Here is a 16,570-nt window from a genome sequence, read left to right as displayed (position 1 = left end):
CGGTACGGTGAGACCACAAGGTGGGATTCCGCGCAGGCGCACGGCCGTACGGCGTCCACGCGGGAGCAGTTGTCACCCGTGTGCGGGGAAGCGGTACGGCCGTGCGTGGGCGTCAGTTGGGGTGGCGTCCCGCTGCCAGCCGGACGATGTCCACCCGAGACCGGATCCCCAGCTTCCGGTACACCCGGGTGAGCGTCGCCTCGACCGTCTTGACGCTGATGAAGAGACGGCCGGCGATCTCGCGGTTGGTCGCGCCCTCCATCACGAGCGCCGCGACCTGACGCTCCATCGCGGCGAGCCCGTCGAGCGCGGCGACGGCCTGCGGCTGCTGCATCAGCGGCTGGGGTGCCGGGTTGGGCACGGTGGCCGCGTCCACCCGGCGCAGCCAGGGCAGCGCGCGGGAGCGTCTGAACAGCCGCGCCGCTTCGTCGTACGACGTCGGGGCCGGGATGGGCGCGGAGGTGGGCCCCGCCAGTCCGGCGCGCAGTTCGGCCAGGGCGAGGGCGGCGCGCGCCTCCTCAAGTCCGTAGCCCAGCTTGGCCAGTCGGTCCTGGGCGGACGTCAACTGGGCGAGGGCCGCCTCGTGTTCGCCGCGCGCGGCACGCACCTGTGCCTCGGCCCGGTCGAGCACGGCGAGCACGCTCTCCCGCCCGAGTCGCAGCGCGTGGGCGCGGGACACATCGATGACCTCCTGCGCCTCGTCCGTCTCGCCGACGCGGACGAGAGCCTCCGCGAGGTCGCCCTGCCAGCGCCCCCGGGCCGGGTCGTCGACGCCGAGATCGTGCTCCAACTCCCGTGCCCGGCGCAGCGACTGCACGGCGCCCGGTGCGTCCCCGGCGACCAACCGGGCGTATCCCAGGGCGGCTTGGCCCCGGGAGAGGTAGAGCAGGTCGCCGTTCTCCTCGGCGTGCTCGACCGCCTCCTGGGCCAGCGCCAGCGCCCGGTCCACGTCGCCGCCGGACGCCTCGGCCAGCGCGGCCAGCATCGCGGAGGCCACCTCGCCGATGCCGGTGTCCCGGGCCAGCCGCAGGCTCTCCCGGGCCAGGTCGAGCGCCCGGCCGCAGTGCCCGCAGCGCAGCTCGGTCTCGGCGAGGCCGCGCAGGAAGTGGACCTCGCTCTCGACCGACCCGCGCCGGCGCACCTCGCGCAGCAGGGTGGTGGCCGTGGCCCGTGCCTCGGGCAGCTGGTCGCTCATGATCAGCCAGCGGAACCGGGCCGAACCGATGCCGTTGTGATGGACGGTCACCTGCGGGTCCTGGGGCTCCTTCAGCGCGCGCTTGATGGTCGCGGGCGCCTCCGGGTGGCCCATCAGGGTCTCGGTCTGGGCCTGGAAGGCGAGCGACATCAGCTCGGTGTGCCGGTCGCCGCCCCGCGCTGCGAGCTCCGCCGCGCGCGCCGCCTCCTCGCGGCACTCGGCGAAGTCGCCCTGCACGAGCAGCGCCCGCCAGGCCAGTTGGTAGTGGATCAGGCCGAGCAGCCGTGGGTCGTCGCCCGCGTCGGCCAGCGCCTGCGGGAAGACGGCGTCGACCTCCGTCATGGCGTGGCCCGCCGTGTCGATCACGATCATCCAGGCCCGCACCCGTTCCTCGGGCACCGCGGTCCGGGCGAGCACCTGGCGGGCGATCTCCCGTGCGAGGTCCAGGTCACCGGCGGTGATCGCGTCCTCGGCGGCCCGCAACCGGTGCTCGTCCGGGCTCGGCACGCTGTCCGCCGGAGTGTGCCGGACGGCGAGCAGTCCGAGTGAGGAGGCCACCGAGGGCGCTCCGCGGTCCCTGGCCAGCGCGGCGGCCTCGGCGAGCCGGGCGGCCACCTCCGGATCCGTGCCCTCGGTGGCCAGGGCGAGGTGCCGGGCCCGCTCGATGGGGTCGGAGGCGGCGGTGGACAGCGCGGCGTGCGCGGCCCGGCGCTCCTGGGCGCTCGCCTCCGCGTACAGCGCGGCCGAGACGAGGGGATGCGCGAACCGTACGGCCGACCCCTCGGGCTCGGTCGCCAGCAGTCCGAGCGCGGTGGCCTGGGCGGTCTCGGCCTCGGCGTTCTCGCGGCCGGCCTCGTGCAGCAGGGCCAGGGTGGGGCGGGCGCCGGCGCTCACCACGAGGAGGGTGCGGCGGGCGTCGTCCGACAGCATCTCCAGGCGGCTGAGGACCAGGGCGCGCAGCGAGGTCGGCACCGGCAGCGGTTCGCCCGGGCGCGGGGGAGTGGGGTTCTCGGCCAGGGCGCGGCCCAGTTCGAGGGCGTACAGCGGGTTGCCGGCGCTGGTGCGGTGGATCTCCCGCACGGTCGAACGCGGCAGGCCCGTGTAGCCCCGGACGTCGAGGAGCGCGGACACCTGGGTGCGGGTCAGCGGGTTCACCCGGACCGCGAGGGTGTCGGGAGTAGACGCGCGTAGATAGCGGTCGTACTCCTGTCCGTCCGTCCGCCCGGCGAACACCATCCGGACGGGGTCGTCGCCCAGCCGGCGGGCGGCGAAGCCGAGCAGTTCGGTGCTCGCGGTGTCCAGCCACTGGAGGTCGTCGGCGACGACGAGGACGGGGCCCTTGGCGGCCAGCGCGCGCAGCGCGGACAGTACGGCCAGACGCAGCGCGAGGCCGTCGCGCTGGAGTGTGGACTCGCCCCGGCCGGTGAGCGCCGACTCCAGGGCGACACGCTGCGCTACGGGCAGCCGGCCGGACACCTCGTCGAGGGCGAGACCGAGAAGATCGGCCAACGCGAGGAAGGGGAGATGGGATTCGGACTCGGTGGCGGAGCAGCGCAGCACGGTCCGTGCCGATTCGCCGTACTCCGCGGCCAATGTCCGCAGGACGGTCGACTTTCCTATTCCGGCCGGTCCGTGCACCAGCACGCTTCCGCCCCGCGAAAGCTGCTCGCGCGCTCCGATGAGTGCTTCGTCCCGGCCTATGAGCAGGTCAGAGCGGCATCGGGCAGACTCCTGGAGGTCCCGTCGCACGGTCACCGCTCCCCTCCTGTGTCGTGTGGGCCCCAATATTAGGCAACAGATCTTTGAAAATCGGACCGGCAGCGTGGTGAAGCACGTAACAGGACGGTTGAGGCATGGGGAAATTCACCTCACTTGCAAGTGAATAACCCGTATGCGTGTGCGGAGCGTGACGGGCTGGGTCGGGTCGAGTCTCAGGGCAGCAGCCCCGCCCGCCGGGCCGCCACGACCGCCTCCCAGCGTGAGTGGGCGCCCAGTCTGCGCATCGCCGAGCGCAGATAGCCCTTCACCGTCTCCGGGCGCAGCCCCAGCCGGTCCGCGGTGACCGCGTTGGTCGCCCCCGAGGCGATACACGTGAGGACGTCCAGTTCACGGGGCGCGAGCCCGACCTCGCCCGGAGGCGGCCCGGGGGACAGCAGCCCGCACGCGTCGAGCAACTCGCTCCGCAGTGTCGGGTCGGCGATACGCGAGGCCAGCGCACGCAGCGCCGCGTGCGCCTCCCGCACCTGCTCCCACGCCCCGTCGCCCGGCGTCCGGTCACCGACGGGCTCCCGCCGCACCGTCGCCAGCAGCTCCCGCGCCTCGTCCCGTACGACGAGCGCCTGCTCCACGTCCCGGGCCGCCTCGACCGCCGCGTTGATCGTGCGGTCGCCGAGGGGCTGGGCGGTGCGCAGGGCGCCGTACAGGACTCCGCGCACCCGGCGCCGTACGACGACGGGGACCGCGACCACGGAGCGCAGGCCCTCGGCGGCGACCGGGATGTCGTACTCGTGGCTGATCTGCCGGGAGACGGAGTAGTCCGTCACCACGCACGGGCGGGCCATGGCCACCGCCTTACCGCCCAGACCGTTGCCGGAGATCACCGCGAGTGCGCGCAGCGACTGGGTGGAGTTGCCGCTCAGTTCGCTGATGCGCATGTGCCGGCGCCCGGACTCCACCAGGCCGCCGAAGGCGACCGGTAGCCCCGTCGCCCGTCGTAGCCGGGTCAGAGCCCGCTGGACCTCTACTGCCTCGGCTGTGTCTGCTGCCACGTCATCGCCCCTTCGTCGCGGCCCGCTCGTGGTGTGTATGCCGGTCCTACGTGGCGCTCACCCCCTTTCGGGGGTAGTGAGACCAGCATCACGGATTACACGATGTCAGAGTGCCGCCCGGCAATGGTCCGGGACCGAGGAGGACGGATGACCACGGTGACCGACAGCTTCCGCGAGGCGCGGGACTTCCTGCTGGCCCACCGGGAGGACTACGCCGCCGCGTACGAGGGGTTCGACTGGCCCCGCCCGGAGCGCTTCAACTGGGCCCTGGACTGGTTCGACGTCATCGCGGACGGGAACGAGCGCACCGCCCTGCACATCGTCGAGGAGGACGGCTCCGAGGCCAGGCTGTCCTTCGCCGAGATGTCCGCCCGCTCCCACCGGGTCGCCAACTGGCTGCGCGGGCGCGGTGTCCGCCGCGAGGACCGCGTCCTCGTCATGCTCGGCAACCAGACGGAGCTGTGGGAGACGGCCCTCGCCGCGATGAAGATCGGGGCCGTCGTCATCCCCGCCACCCCGCTGCTCGGCCCCGCCGACCTGCGCGACCGCGTGGAGCGCGGCCGGGTCGCGCACGTCCTGGTCCGCGCCGAGGACACCGGCAAGTTCGACGAGGTGCCCGGCCGCTACACCCGGATCGCGGTGGGCGGTGCCGGCGAGGGCTGGCAGTCGTACGAGGACGCGTACGACGCGCCCGCGGAGTTCACGCCGGACGGGCCCACCCACAGCGACGACCCCCTGATGCTCTACTTCACCTCGGGCACGACAGCCCGCCCCAAACTGGTCGAGCACACCCACGCGTCGTACCCCGTCGGGCATCTGGCGACCATGTACTGGATCGGCCTCAAGCCCGGCGACGTGCACCTGAACATCTCCTCGCCCGGCTGGGCCAAGCACGCCTGGTCCAACCTCTTCGCGCCCTGGATCGCCGAGGCGACCGTCTTCATCCACAACTACACCCGCTTCGACCCGGCCCGTCTGATGGCGGAGATGGACCGCGCGGGCGTCACCACGTTCTGCGCCCCGCCGACCGTCTGGCGCATGCTCATCCAGGCCGACCTGACCCAGCTGCGCACCCCGCCCCGCGAGGTCGTGGCCGCCGGTGAACCGCTCAACCCCGAGGTCATCGAACAGGTGCGCCGCTTCTGGGGTGTCACGATCCGGGACGGCTTCGGCCAGACGGAGACCGCCGTCCAGGTCTCCAACAGCCCCGGCCAGCCGCTGAAGACGGGCTCCATGGGCCGCCCGAGCCCCGGCTACAAGGTCGTTCTCCTCGACCCGGTCTCGGGTGAACCGGGCGTGGGCGAGGGCGAGATCGCGCTCGACCTGTCCGACCGCCCGGTGGGTCTGATGACCGGCTACCACGGCGACGCGGACCTCACGGCGGAGGCGATGGCCGGCGGCTTCTACCGCACCGGGGACATCGGTTCGCGCGACGAGGACGGCTACATCACGTACGTCGGCCGGGCCGACGACGTCTTCAAGGCCTCCGACTACAAGATCTCCCCCTTCGAGCTGGAGAGCGCCCTGCTGGAGCACGAGGCGGTGGCCGAGGCGGCGGTGGTGCCCGCGCCGGACGCACTGCGCCTCGCCGTACCGAAGGCGTACGTCGTCCTGGCGGCGGGCTGGGAACCGGGACCCGACACCGCGAAGGTGCTGTTCGAGCACTCGCGTGAGGTTCTCGCCCCCTACAAACGCCTGCGCCGCCTGGAGTTCGGCGAGCTGCCCAAGACCGTGTCCGGCAAGATCCGCCGCATCGAGCTGCGCGAGGCGACGGCGGCGGGTTCGGCGGACGAGTACCGCGAGGAGGACTTCCGGTGAGCGACCTTTCCTACACGCACGGGACGAGCGGAACCGTCCTCCTCGGCGACACGATCGGCGCCAACCTGGACCGGGCGGTCGCCACCTGGCCGGAGCGCGAGGCACTCGTCGACGTGCCCTCGGGGCGGCGCTGGACGTACGCTCAATTCGGCGCGGATATCGACGAGTTGGCGCGGGCGCTGGTGGCCGGCGGGGTGGCCAAGGGCGACCGGGTGGGGATCTGGGCGATCAACTGCCCCGAGTGGGTGCTCGTCCAGTACGCCACCGCACGCATCGGCGCGATCATGGTGAACATCAACCCGGCGTACCGCACGCACGAGGTCGAGTACGTCCTCAAGCAGGCCGGCGTTTCGGTGCTCTTCGCCTCGCTCCGCCACAAGAGCAGTGACTACCAGGCAATGGTGGGGCAAGTACGCGGCAGGTGCCCGGAGTTGCGTGAGGTCGTGTACATCGGCGACCCGAGCTGGGAGGCGCTGCTCGGGCGCGGGAACCCGGACCACGGTCCCTACGAGGACCTGTCCTGCGACGACCCGATCAACATCCAGTACACGTCCGGGACGACGGGCTTCCCGAAAGGGGCCACGCTCTCCCACCACAACATCCTCAACAACGGTTATTTCGTCGGGGAGTTGATCGGCTACACCGAGCAGGACCGGGTGTGTGTTCCGGTGCCCTTCTACCACTGCTTCGGCATGGTGATGGGCAACCTCGCGGCCACTTCGCACGGTGCGTGCATCGTGATCCCGGCCCCGTCCTTCGAACCGGCGGCCACACTACGGGCGGTGGCGCAGGAACGCTGCACCTCGCTGTACGGCGTCCCGACCATGTTCATCGCGGAGCTGAACCTCCCCGACTTCGCGACATACGACCTCTCCTCCCTGCGCACCGGCATCATGGCGGGCTCGCCCTGCCCGGTCGAGGTGATGAAACGGGTGGTTGCCGAGATGCACATGGCCGAGGTGTCCATCTGCTACGGCATGACGGAGACCTCCCCGGTCTCCCTCCAGACCCGCCGGGACGACGACCTGGAACACCGCACGGGCACGGTCGGCCGGGTCCTCCCGCACGTCGAGGTCAAGGTCGTCGACCCGGCGAACGGCGCGACCCAACCACGCGGCGTGGCAGGGGAGTTGTGCACCCGCGGCTACAGCGTGATGCTCGGCTACTGGCAGCAGCCCGAGAAGACGGCCGAGTCGGTCGACGCCGGCCGCTGGATGCACACGGGTGACCTGGCGGTGATGCGCGAGGACGGCTACGTCGAGATCGTCGGCCGCATCAAGGACATGATCATCCGGGGTGGCGAGAACATCTACCCGCGCGAGATCGAGGAGTTCCTGTACGGCCATCCGAAGATCGCCGACGTCCAGGTGGTCGGCGTGCCGCACGAGCGGTACGGCGAGGAGGTCCTCGCCTGTGTCATCCCGCACGACGCGACGGCCGAACCGCTCACCCTGGCCGAGCTGCGCGCCTTCTGCGAGGGGCGGTTGGCCCACTACAAGATCCCGAGCCGCTTGCAGGTGCTGGACGCCTTCCCGATGACGGTGTCGGGGAAGGTGCGCAAGGTGGAGCTGCGGGAGCGGTACGCCGTCGCCGTGGAGGACGCGTGACGGTGGTGCTTCAGGGCCTGCGCATACAGACGCGGGGCCAGCGGTCCAGGCCGGCCTCGGCCTCCGCGGCGCGGATCTTCCGCAGCCCCGGGGTGAGTTCGGCTTCGCCGAGGGGGTGAAAGCCCAGGCGGGCGTAGTAGGGCGCGTTCCACGGGACGTCGGTGAACGTGGTCAGGGTGAGACCGCTCAGGCACTCGTCAGCGGCGCGCTCGGCGGCGTACGCGAGGAGGGCCTCGCCGATGCGCCGGTGCGCGAAGTCGGGGTGGACGGAGACCTGTTCGACGTGGAGGGCGCCGTCCACCGGTTCGGCGATCAGATAGGCGACGGGACGGTTCTGGTCGTCCACCGCGACCCAGGCGTGACCTGCCTGCCGGTGTCTCTCCAGCACGTCGAGGGCGGGCGGCTCGTCGTCCGAGATCTCCGCGATGCCGGGCAGGTCGAGGTCGCGGAAGGGAGAGCCGGCGGCGCGTTCGAGGGCGCGGAGCACGGGGAGTTCGTCGGATGTCGCGGGGCGGATGCGCATCCGCCGAGTATCCGACGGAGGTGACCCCCGGGCACCTGGATATCCGGGTGGGTACGGCCGTTCAGGCGCCCGTGGCGTCGAGGTCGTCGGCCGGGCTGTTGACGGGTTGCGGGGTGCCGGTGAGGTCGAGGACGAAGAGGGGGACGCCGAGGGAGTCGGCGCGCAGGCGGGCCTCGCTCTCGTACCCGGCGAGGGAGAAGTAGACGCAGTCCGAGGACTCCGTCATGGCCGTCAGCCACAGGCACTCCACGTCCCGCAGGGACGCCGGGCGCACGCTCGGGTCGACCTGGGCCAGGACTCCGCGGGCGGCGAGCCCGACACCGGACGGGGGCCGCTGGTCCGCGCGGCGGATGTCCTCGTAGCCGAGCCAGCGCAGATAGAGGGCGGCGGCGGTGACGGCGTCGCGTGCGGTGCGGATGGTGACGGGCTGGAAGGCGCGCCGGGGGCGGGCGGCGGAGTGGGGGACGCGCAGGGCGCCGGGGAGCCGCGCGGCGCCGGGCGCGGGCCGTCTGTCCTTCGCCGGACCGTCCTTTGCCGACTGCGCGTCGCTCGCCGGGGTGTCCGTCGCCAGGGGGTCCGGGGCCGGCCGCGTCACTGGGATGCGCAGGACCGTGCCGCAGGAGCAGCCCAGTTCGGGGTGGGGCCACTGGTCTCCCCGGCCGCAGGAGGCGCAGTGGACGGTGACCCACTGCTCGTCCCAGACGCGGTGGGTGACGGCTGTCGCGGTCGCCCCCTCGTCGAGCGACGGCCGGACCGGCTCTCCGCAGGTGCACGGATAGGACGGCGCCGCGTACAGATGCTCGCGCAGGCAGGCCGGGCATCGCACCGGCATGCTCTCGGCCATGGCCCACTCCACTAGGTGATGTCGGGGTCAGCGGTCCCATCGTGCTCCACCCGACCCCCGCTTGTCCGTCTCTTGACGACGTTTGGCAGCCCACCTACATTGTTTCCAGATAGTAGAAAGTAAATTCCATCATACGGAAAAATCAGAGACGAATTCCACTCTCCGCGGGGCGCGACGGGAGTACGAATCCGAGGAGTTGCTCTATGGCTCGTATGACCGCTGCCCGCGCGGCAGTCGAGATCCTCAAGCGCGAGGGCGTCACCCACGCGTTCGGTGTTCCCGGCGCGGCGATCAACCCCTTCTACGCGGCCCTCCAGGCCTCCGGCGGCATCAGCCACACCCTCGCCCGTCATGTCGAGGGCGCCTCGCACATGGCCGAGGGCTACACCCGCACCCACCCCGGCAACATCGGTGTGTGCGTGGGTACTTCGGGGCCGGCCGGCACCGACATGATCACCGGGCTGTACTCCGCGACCGGCGACTCGATCCCGATCCTCTGCATCACCGGCCAGGCACCCACCGCGGTGATCCACAAGGAGGACTTCCAGGCCGTCGACATCGCCTCCATCGCCCGGCCGGTCACGAAGATGGCCGTCACCGTGCTGGAGGCGGGCCAGGTCCCCGGCGTCCTCCAGCAGGCCTTCCATCTGATGCGGTCGGGCCGCCCGGGGCCGGTGCTGGTCGACCTGCCGGTCGACGTCCAGCAGACGGAGATCGAGTTCGATCCGGAGACGTACGCACCGCTGCCCGTCCACAAGCCGACCGCGACCCGCCCCCAGATCGAGCGGGCGCTCGCGCTGCTGAACGCGTCGCAGCGGCCCCTCATCGTGGCGGGCGGCGGGATCATCAACGCCGACGCCTGCGAACTCCTCGTCGAGTTCGCCGAGTTGACGGGCATTCCGGTCGTCCCCACCCTCATGGGCTGGGGCGCACTGCCGGACGACCACGCTCTGAACGCCGGCATGGTCGGCCTCCAGACCTCGCACCGCTACGGCAACGCCACCTTCCTGGACTCCGACTTCGTCCTCGGCATCGGCAACCGCTGGGCCAACCGCCACACCGGCAGGCTGGACGTCTACACGGCCGGCCGCACCTTCGTCCACGTCGACATCGACCCCACCCAGATCGGCCGCATCTTCGCCCCCGACTACGGCATCGCCTCCGACGCGAAGGCCGCGCTGGAGCTTTTCGTCACGGTGGCAAGGGAGTTGAGGGAGGCGGGCAGCCTCCCCGACCGCTCCGACTGGGCGGCGGCCACCCAGGAGCGAAGGGCCCGCCTCCAGCGCCGTACGCACTTCGACGACATCCCGATCAAGCCGCAGCGCGTGTACGAGGAGATGAACAAGGCCTTCGGCCCTGAGACGCGGTACGTGACGACGATCGGCCTCTCGCAGATCGCGGGCGCCCAGATGCTGCACGTCTACCGCCCCCGGCACTGGATCAACTGCGGCCAGGCGGGCCCTCTCGGCTGGACGATCCCGGCCGCACTGGGCGTCGCCGTCGCCGACCCGGAGGCGTCCGTGGTCGCGCTCTCCGGGGACTACGACTTCCAGTTCATGATCGAGGAGTTGGCCGTCGGCGCCCAGCACCGCATCCCGTACGTCCACGTCCTGGTCAACAACTCCTACCTCGGCCTGATCCGGCAGGCGCAGCGGGCCTTCGACATCGACTTCCAGGTCAACCTGGAGTTCGAGAACCTCAACTCGCCCGAGTTGGGCGCCTATGGCGTCGACCACGTCAAGGTCGCCGAGGGCCTCGGCTGCAAGGCGATCCGCGTGACGGACCCGGGCGAACTGGGCACGGCCTTCGAGCAGGCCAAGAAGCTCGCGGCCGAACACCGGGTGCCGGTGGTCGTCGAAGCGATCCTGGAACGCGTCACGAACATCTCCATGTCGACGACCAACGACATAGGAAACGTGGTGGAGTTCGAGGACATCGCGACCGAGCCGGGCCACGCGCCGACGTCGATCAGGGCGCTGCGGATCTGACGCCGAGGGCTGGTTGCCGAGGGTGGCTGAGAGAAACGAAGTGAGGGAGTGCCCGATGGGCACTCCCTCACTTCGTTTCCCCCGTGGTTCCCCCGATTTTCCCCCGTTCACACCGGACCCGCCGCCCCCGTGCCGGCGGGCCCCGTGTGCTCACAATGTGCCCGCACCCGGGGGTGGTTGAAGCCCCGGGAGCCGTCTTCAGAGCTTGATTTGAGGGTTGCGTAGGCGCCCGTACGCAGACGGCCGTACGGGCGCACGAGACGGGGTGGGATTCCGGGCGGCGCCAACGCCTGGGCGCGACAGGACAGTTGTCAGCGGTGGCGCCGCCCGGAAGCGTGGGGTACGGGCGGTCAGACCTCGGCGCCCGACAGCCGTTCCACGGCCCGTAGCAGGGCCGAGTGGTCCAGGCCCCCGTCGCCCTGCGTACGCAGGGACGCGACGAGTTGGGCCACCACCGCGCCGACCGGCAGCACGGCGCCGACCGCACGGGCCGCGTCCGTGACGATGCCCATGTCCTTGTGGTGGAGGTCGATACGGAAACCCGGTGCGAAGTCGCGGTTGAGGAAGTTGTCCTTCTTGCGTGCCAGCACGGTCGAGCCGGCCAGCCCGCCGCCCAGCACGTCCAGCGCAGCCTTCAGGTCCACGCCCGACTTCTCCAGGAAGACCACGGCCTCGGCGCACGCCTGGATGTTCACCGCGACGATCAGTTGGTTCGCGGCCTTCACCGTCTGGCCCGAGCCGTGCGGGCCGCACAGCACAACGGTCTTGCCGAGCGCCTCGAAGACCGGCTTCGCGGCGCTGAAGTCGGCCTGTTCGCCGCCGACCATGATGGACAGCACGGCCTCGACCGCGCCCGCCTCGCCGCCCGAGACGGGGGCGTCCAGGACGCGGATGCCCTTCGTCGCCGCCGCCTTCGCCAGGTCCACCGACGTCTGCGGGGTGATCGACGACATGTCGATGAGCAGGGTGCCGGGCCGCGCGTTCTCCAGGATGCCGCCGGGCCCGTACGCGACCGCCTCGACCTGGGGCGACGCGGGCACCATCGTGATCACGACGTCGGCGTCGCGCACGGCCGCGGCGATCGAACCGGCCGCGGTGCCGCCGGCGGCGGCGAGGCGGTCGAGCTTGTCCTGTTCCAGGGTGAAGCCGGTGACGTCGTAACCCGCCTTGAGCAGGTGCTCGGACATGGGGGAGCCCATGATGCCGAGGCCTATCCAGGCGACCTTGGGAAGATTGCTCATCATGAAGTACCTCTCTGCTGCCTACTGACTGCTGCCTGCTGCTCCGCGATGTCAGGGGGCTCGGCGCGCTTCGCGCGGCAGCCACTCGAAGGCCTCGGCGCTCGGACGGTCGCCCGGCTTGTACTCCAGGCCGACCCAGCCCTCGTAACCCGCCTTCGTCAGCAGGCCGAGGAGCTCCTCCAGGGGGAGGGAGCCCGTGCCCGGCGCACCGCGTCCGGGGCTGTCGGCGATCTGGACATGCCCCGTCCGGTCGGCGTACCGCTGGATCACCGACGGGAGGTCCTCGCCGTTCATGGACAGGTGGTAGAGGTCCATCAGGAAGCGGGCGTTGCCGAGGCCGGTCGCCTCGTTGACCCTGTCGACGACCTCCACGGCGGCCGGGGCGCTCACCAGCGGGTACCGGGGCGACTCCGGCTTGTTGAGTGCCTCGACGAGGAGGATCGCGCCGATGCGGCTCGCGGCCCGGGCCGCGAGCGCCAGGTTCTCCAGCGCCAGCGCGTCCTGCTCCGCCGGGTCCACACCCTCGACGCGGTTGCCGTACAACGCGTTGAGCGCGCCGCAGCCGAGCGACTCGGCGAGATCCGCGGCCACCTCGATGTTGGCGCGGAACCGCTCGGACTCGTCCCCGGGCAGAGACAGGGCGCCCCGGTCCGGGCCCGGCAGCTGTCCGGCGTAGAAGTTCAGGCCGGTGAGGCGGACGCCCGCGTCCTCGATCGCGCGCCTCAGCGAGTCGATCTCGGAGCGCGCGGGTGCGGGGGAGTCGGGCCAGGGCCACCACAGCTCGACCGCGGTGAAACCGGCCGCTCGGGCCGCCGCCGGGCGCTCCAGGAGCGGGAGTTCGGTGAAGAGGATCGACAGGTTGACGTTGAAGCGCTGTTCAGTGAATCCCATGGCCGTCGGCGCCTCCTCGTGCCGCTGCTGACTGCTGTTACCGCACCGGGCGGCTAATTCCGCATTGTGGAATATAGTTTCTGATTACTGGAAGATTGCCGCTGGGTGTCCGGGCTTGTCAAGAGGGGCTCCGGGGCTGCGGCGGGACGGGCCGGTTGTTCAGGTCCACGGACAGGAAGATGTCGTTGGCGACGGGGTTGCGCATCTCCTCGGCGAGCTGGCCGATGAGTCCGGCCGTGCGGGCGAGCAGGGCGAAGGCGCGGAGCAGTTCCAGCGGAAGACCGAGGTCGGCGAGTGCGGCACCGCACACCCCGGCGCCGTTGAGCGGCAGCGTGCGGCCCAGCACCTGGGGGTGGACCCGGCCGATGGCCGCGAACAGCGCCAGGTGCGGGCCGAACAGCCCTTCCTCCGTGGTGAGTTGGAACAGCCTCGGAGTGCGGGGATCACCTTGTTTGTGGACGTGGTGCCCGAGGCCGGGGATGATTCCCCGGACTTCTCTTCGTGCGCGTACGGTGGCCAGGGCGAGTTCGTCCCAGCCGGCCTCGTCGGTCGGGTGGCCGTCCTCCAGCGTCGCAAGGGCGTCGTGCAGGAAGCGGCCGCAGTCCTCGGTCACGCCGAGGAAACGGGAGCCGCCGCCGAGAAGCCCTGCGGCGATGGCTCCCTGGATCGAATCGGGGGCCGACAGGTAGGTCAACCGGGCCGTTATGGCGGTCGGGGTGAAGCCATGGTCGGCGAGCGCGGCGAGCACCGCCTCGAACACCCGTGTCTCCCCGGAGGTGGGGCGGCGCTGCGTGGCCAGCCAGAACGCCAGCTCGCCGAATCCCACCTCGCCCATCACATCGGCCGCGAGGTCCTGCCCGAGCAGGGTGATGCTGTCCAGGGAGGACGCACCGAGGGCGGTCGGATACTCGGGCGGATACCCGGGGTTGCTCGGCTTCTCAGGCATCCTCGTCCTCCGGATCGTCCCCCGCTGCGTCCCCTGCGTTCTCCACTCCGTTCTCCAGCCACTTGCGGAGTTCGGTCCCGTGCTCGTCCAACTCGGGTGGGGGCAGGCGGTAGGCGGCGGGGGTCTCGGAGAAGCGGATCGGGTGCCGGGTCGTGGGCACCGCCCGGTCTCCCTCCCCGACCTCGACGACCGGGTCGAGCCCGAAGCGTTCCGCCATCGCGAACCCGCCCTCGATGGTGTTGATCGGTCCGCACGGGACGCCGGCGTCGACGAGTAGCTCGAACCACTCCAGGGCGGACCTCGTCCTCAGCCGTTCGAGCAGGAGCGGCCGGAGTTCCTCCCGTCGCTCGGTACGGTCGGCGTTGTGCCGGAAGCGGGGATCGTCGGCGGTCCCGGGGATCCCGAGCACCTCGCAGAGCTTGCGGAACTGCCCGTCGTTGGCGGCGGTGACGATCAGGTCCTGGTCGGCCGTCGGCAGCGGTTCGTAGGGGAAGACGCTGGGGTGCGCGTTGCCCATCCGGAAGGGCACGGTGTCGCCGGCGACGTAGGAGGAGCTGTGGTTGACCAGCCCGGTCAGCGCCGACGACAGCAGGTTCACCTCGACGAGCTGGCCCCGGCCGGTGGCGTCGCGGTGCCGCAGCGCGGCGAGGATGCCGATGACGGCGTGGTTGCCCGCCATCACGTCGAAGACCGAGATCCCCGCCCGGTACGGCGGTCCGTCCGGATCACCGGTCAGGCTCATCAGTCCGGAGATCGCCTGCACCATCAGGTCGTAGCCGGGTACGTTCCGGCCGGGTCCGGCTCCGAAGCCGCTGATCGACGCGTACACCACCCCCGGGTTCCCGGCGCTCACCGAGGAGTGGTCGAGGCCGTACCGGGCCAGTCCGCCCGGTTTGAAGTTCTCGATCACGACGTCCGCACGCCCGGCGAGCTCCCTGGCCAGCCGCGCGTCCACCTCGTCACGGAAGTCGAGGGCGATCGACCGCTTCCCGCGGTTGATCCCCAGGTAGTAGGTCGACACGCCGTCGCGCACCGGCGGCGTCCATGTGCGGGTGTCGTCCCCCTTAGGGCCTTCGACCTTCACCACGTCGGCCCCGAGATCGGCGAGCAGCATCGTCGCGTAGGGACCGGCGAGGATGCGGGAGAAGTCCGCCACCAGCAGTCCGTCGAGCGGTCCGCGGGAGTCGCCCGATCCGCTGCTCATGGGCTACGCCCCCTCGTTCTGCACGGCGACGCCCTCGCCGCGGTACTCGCTGTAGGTGTACGGGTTCGAGATCGGCTCGTTGGCCGGGATCTCCGGCTCCACCGCCTCGCGCCAGGCGTCCTCACCCATCGTGGTCCGCGCGTACTCCACGGTCGCGGCGACGGCGGTGCGGGCCCGCTCCAGGTCCACGCCGATCAGGTCGTGCGCGTACTTCACCACGGTTCCGTTGACGAGCACGGTGTGCACGTCGGCGCGGGTGGCCTGGTAGACCACGTGCCCGTAGGGGTGCAGGATCGGGTACATCGCCGGGGACCGGTCGTTCTTGAGCAGGACGAGGTCGGCCTTCTTGCCCGGGGTCAGGGAGCCGATGGTGTCGCCGAGGCCGAGCACTTCGGCGCCGCCGATCGTGGCCCACTCCACGACGTCCCGGGCCCGCAGGCTGTGGTGGACCACCGTCTCCCCGGCCGCGTGGGCCCGCATGTGCTCGCGCGTCCGGTCGGCCGACAGCGTGGCGCGCATCGCCGAGAACAGATCGGCGCTGAACCACACGCTGGTGTCCATCGACAGCGACACGGGGATGCCGTGGCGCCGCAGCCGCCAGGTGGGCGGGTATCCCTGGCCCGCGTTGTGCTCGCTCTCCGCCGACACCGAGACCGTGCCGCCGGACGCGGCGATCCGCTGGTACGAGTCGTCGCTGAGCGTTGCCGAGTGGACATAGGTGACGTCGGGCGTCATGAACCCGTGATCCCACATCAGCCGGATTCCGCTGTCGCCGGTCGCGCCCCACACTCCGGCATGGGTGGTGACCGGCAGGCCGAGTTCACGGGCCGCCTCGAACGCCGCCTTCTCGGGGAACGCGGCGTCCCCCGTGACGTCGAAGGCGAGTTGCAGGCCGAGCATGTCGTCCCGCGAGGCGAAGTTGCGGTCGACGAACGACCGGAACTCCGGTGCGGTGGTCCACTCCCAGGGCGCACCCAGCAGGTTGCCGTAGGCCAGTACGAAGCGGCCCGGTACCGAGCGCAGGGATTCGACGGCCGCGTCCCCGTGCTCGGGGGTCTGCAGTCCGTGCGACCAGTCCACCGTCGTCGTCACACCGGCGTCGAGAGCCTCGATGCCGGACAGCAGGTTGCCGGCGTGGATGTCCTCGGGGCGGAAGATCTTGCCCCAGGTGAGGTAGTAGAAGACGAAGTACTGCGACAGGGTCCAGTCGGCGCCGAGGCCGCGCAGCGCCGTCTGCCACATGTGGCGGTGCGTGTCGACCATGCCGGGCATGAGGATGCCGCCGGCGCAGTCCACCACCACGGCGTCGTCCGGTGCCCGAAGGTCCCGTCCGACCTGCTCGATCCGCTCGCCGCGGACCAGGACGTCGCCGCGGTCGAGCAGGCCGATCGCGGGGTCCATGGACAGTACGGTCGCGTCGCGGAACAGGACCGGGCGGCCCGGGGCGAAATCTTCGGGGCGCGGTTCTTCGATCGTCATGCGGTCACCTCGTTGTGGATGGTGGTGGCGTCCGGGCGCTGAGGACCCGCGAGCGGGCGATGAGCG

At 71.2% G+C, this 16,570-nt stretch carries 12 protein-coding genes; 3 read left to right on the top strand and 9 right to left on the bottom strand.

From position 1 onward, the window contains the following. Nucleotides 1-112: 112 nt before the first annotated feature. Nucleotides 113-2,950: an AAA family ATPase gene (locus ACH4TV_RS22900; RefSeq protein WP_398400904.1), complete on the bottom strand. Its 2,838-nt coding sequence runs from the start codon at nucleotides 2,948-2,950 to the stop codon at nucleotides 113-115. Between the two features lie 176 nt (nucleotides 2,951-3,126). Then, nucleotides 3,127-3,963, bottom strand: coding sequence for a response regulator transcription factor (locus ACH4TV_RS22895; RefSeq protein WP_398400902.1), 837 nt, complete (start codon nucleotides 3,961-3,963; stop codon nucleotides 3,127-3,129). Between the two features lie 147 nt (nucleotides 3,964-4,110). On the opposite strand from ACH4TV_RS22895, the gene ACH4TV_RS22890 reads away from it, so the two are divergent. Further along, entirely contained in the window at nucleotides 4,111-5,781 is a 1,671-nt protein-coding gene (locus tag ACH4TV_RS22890) for an AMP-binding protein (RefSeq protein WP_398400900.1), read from the top strand. Then, on the top strand, nucleotides 5,778-7,388 hold the full coding sequence (locus ACH4TV_RS22885; RefSeq protein WP_398400898.1) for an AMP-binding protein: 1,611 nt from the start codon (nucleotides 5,778-5,780) through the stop codon (nucleotides 7,386-7,388). Before ACH4TV_RS22890 ends, ACH4TV_RS22885 begins: the two co-directional genes overlap by 4 nt. A gap of 10 nt (nucleotides 7,389-7,398) precedes the next feature. Here the strand turns inward: ACH4TV_RS22885 and ACH4TV_RS22880 are convergent, their stop codons facing one another. Both ACH4TV_RS22880 and ACH4TV_RS22875 read right to left on the bottom strand, forming a co-directional pair. After that, on the bottom strand, nucleotides 7,399-7,911 hold the full coding sequence (locus ACH4TV_RS22880) for a GNAT family N-acetyltransferase (RefSeq protein WP_398400896.1): 513 nt from the start codon (nucleotides 7,909-7,911) through the stop codon (nucleotides 7,399-7,401). 61 nt (nucleotides 7,912-7,972) lie between these two features. Further along, entirely contained in the window at nucleotides 7,973-8,755 is a 783-nt protein-coding gene (locus ACH4TV_RS22875; protein ID WP_398400894.1) for a hypothetical protein, read from the bottom strand. A gap of 203 nt (nucleotides 8,756-8,958) precedes the next feature. On the opposite strand from ACH4TV_RS22875, the gene gcl reads away from it, so the two are divergent. Next, nucleotides 8,959-10,743: a glyoxylate carboligase gene (gene gcl / locus ACH4TV_RS22870; RefSeq protein WP_398400892.1), complete on the top strand. Its 1,785-nt coding sequence runs from the start codon at nucleotides 8,959-8,961 to the stop codon at nucleotides 10,741-10,743. A 350-nt stretch (nucleotides 10,744-11,093) separates the two neighbouring features. Here the strand turns inward: gcl and ACH4TV_RS22865 are convergent, their stop codons facing one another. The 5 genes from ACH4TV_RS22865 to ACH4TV_RS22845 form a co-directional block, all read right to left on the bottom strand. Next, nucleotides 11,094-11,984: a 2-hydroxy-3-oxopropionate reductase gene (locus tag ACH4TV_RS22865; protein WP_398401606.1), complete on the bottom strand. Its 891-nt coding sequence runs from the start codon at nucleotides 11,982-11,984 to the stop codon at nucleotides 11,094-11,096. Nucleotides 11,985-12,035: 51 nt separating this feature from the next. After that, nucleotides 12,036-12,875: a TIM barrel protein gene (locus tag ACH4TV_RS22860; RefSeq protein ID WP_398400890.1), complete on the bottom strand. Its 840-nt coding sequence runs from the start codon at nucleotides 12,873-12,875 to the stop codon at nucleotides 12,036-12,038. A gap of 118 nt (nucleotides 12,876-12,993) precedes the next feature. After that, nucleotides 12,994-13,821: a citryl-CoA lyase gene (locus tag ACH4TV_RS22855; protein WP_398400888.1), complete on the bottom strand. Its 828-nt coding sequence runs from the start codon at nucleotides 13,819-13,821 to the stop codon at nucleotides 12,994-12,996. Then, on the bottom strand, nucleotides 13,814-15,025 hold the full coding sequence (locus tag ACH4TV_RS22850; RefSeq protein WP_398400886.1) for a CaiB/BaiF CoA transferase family protein: 1,212 nt from the start codon (nucleotides 15,023-15,025) through the stop codon (nucleotides 13,814-13,816). The genes ACH4TV_RS22855 and ACH4TV_RS22850 overlap by 8 nt, the downstream gene beginning before the upstream one ends. A 3-nt stretch (nucleotides 15,026-15,028) precedes the next feature. Beyond that, nucleotides 15,029-16,504: an amidohydrolase family protein gene (locus ACH4TV_RS22845; protein WP_398400884.1), complete on the bottom strand. Its 1,476-nt coding sequence runs from the start codon at nucleotides 16,502-16,504 to the stop codon at nucleotides 15,029-15,031. Nucleotides 16,505-16,570: the final 66 nt, after the last annotated feature.

The organism is Streptomyces sp. NPDC020898 (assembly GCF_044333925.1).
Taxonomy (GTDB): domain Bacteria; phylum Actinomycetota; class Actinomycetes; order Streptomycetales; family Streptomycetaceae; genus Streptomyces.
The sequence above is the reverse complement of the archived record's forward strand: the minus strand, read 5'-3'. Positions and strand labels throughout refer to the sequence as shown.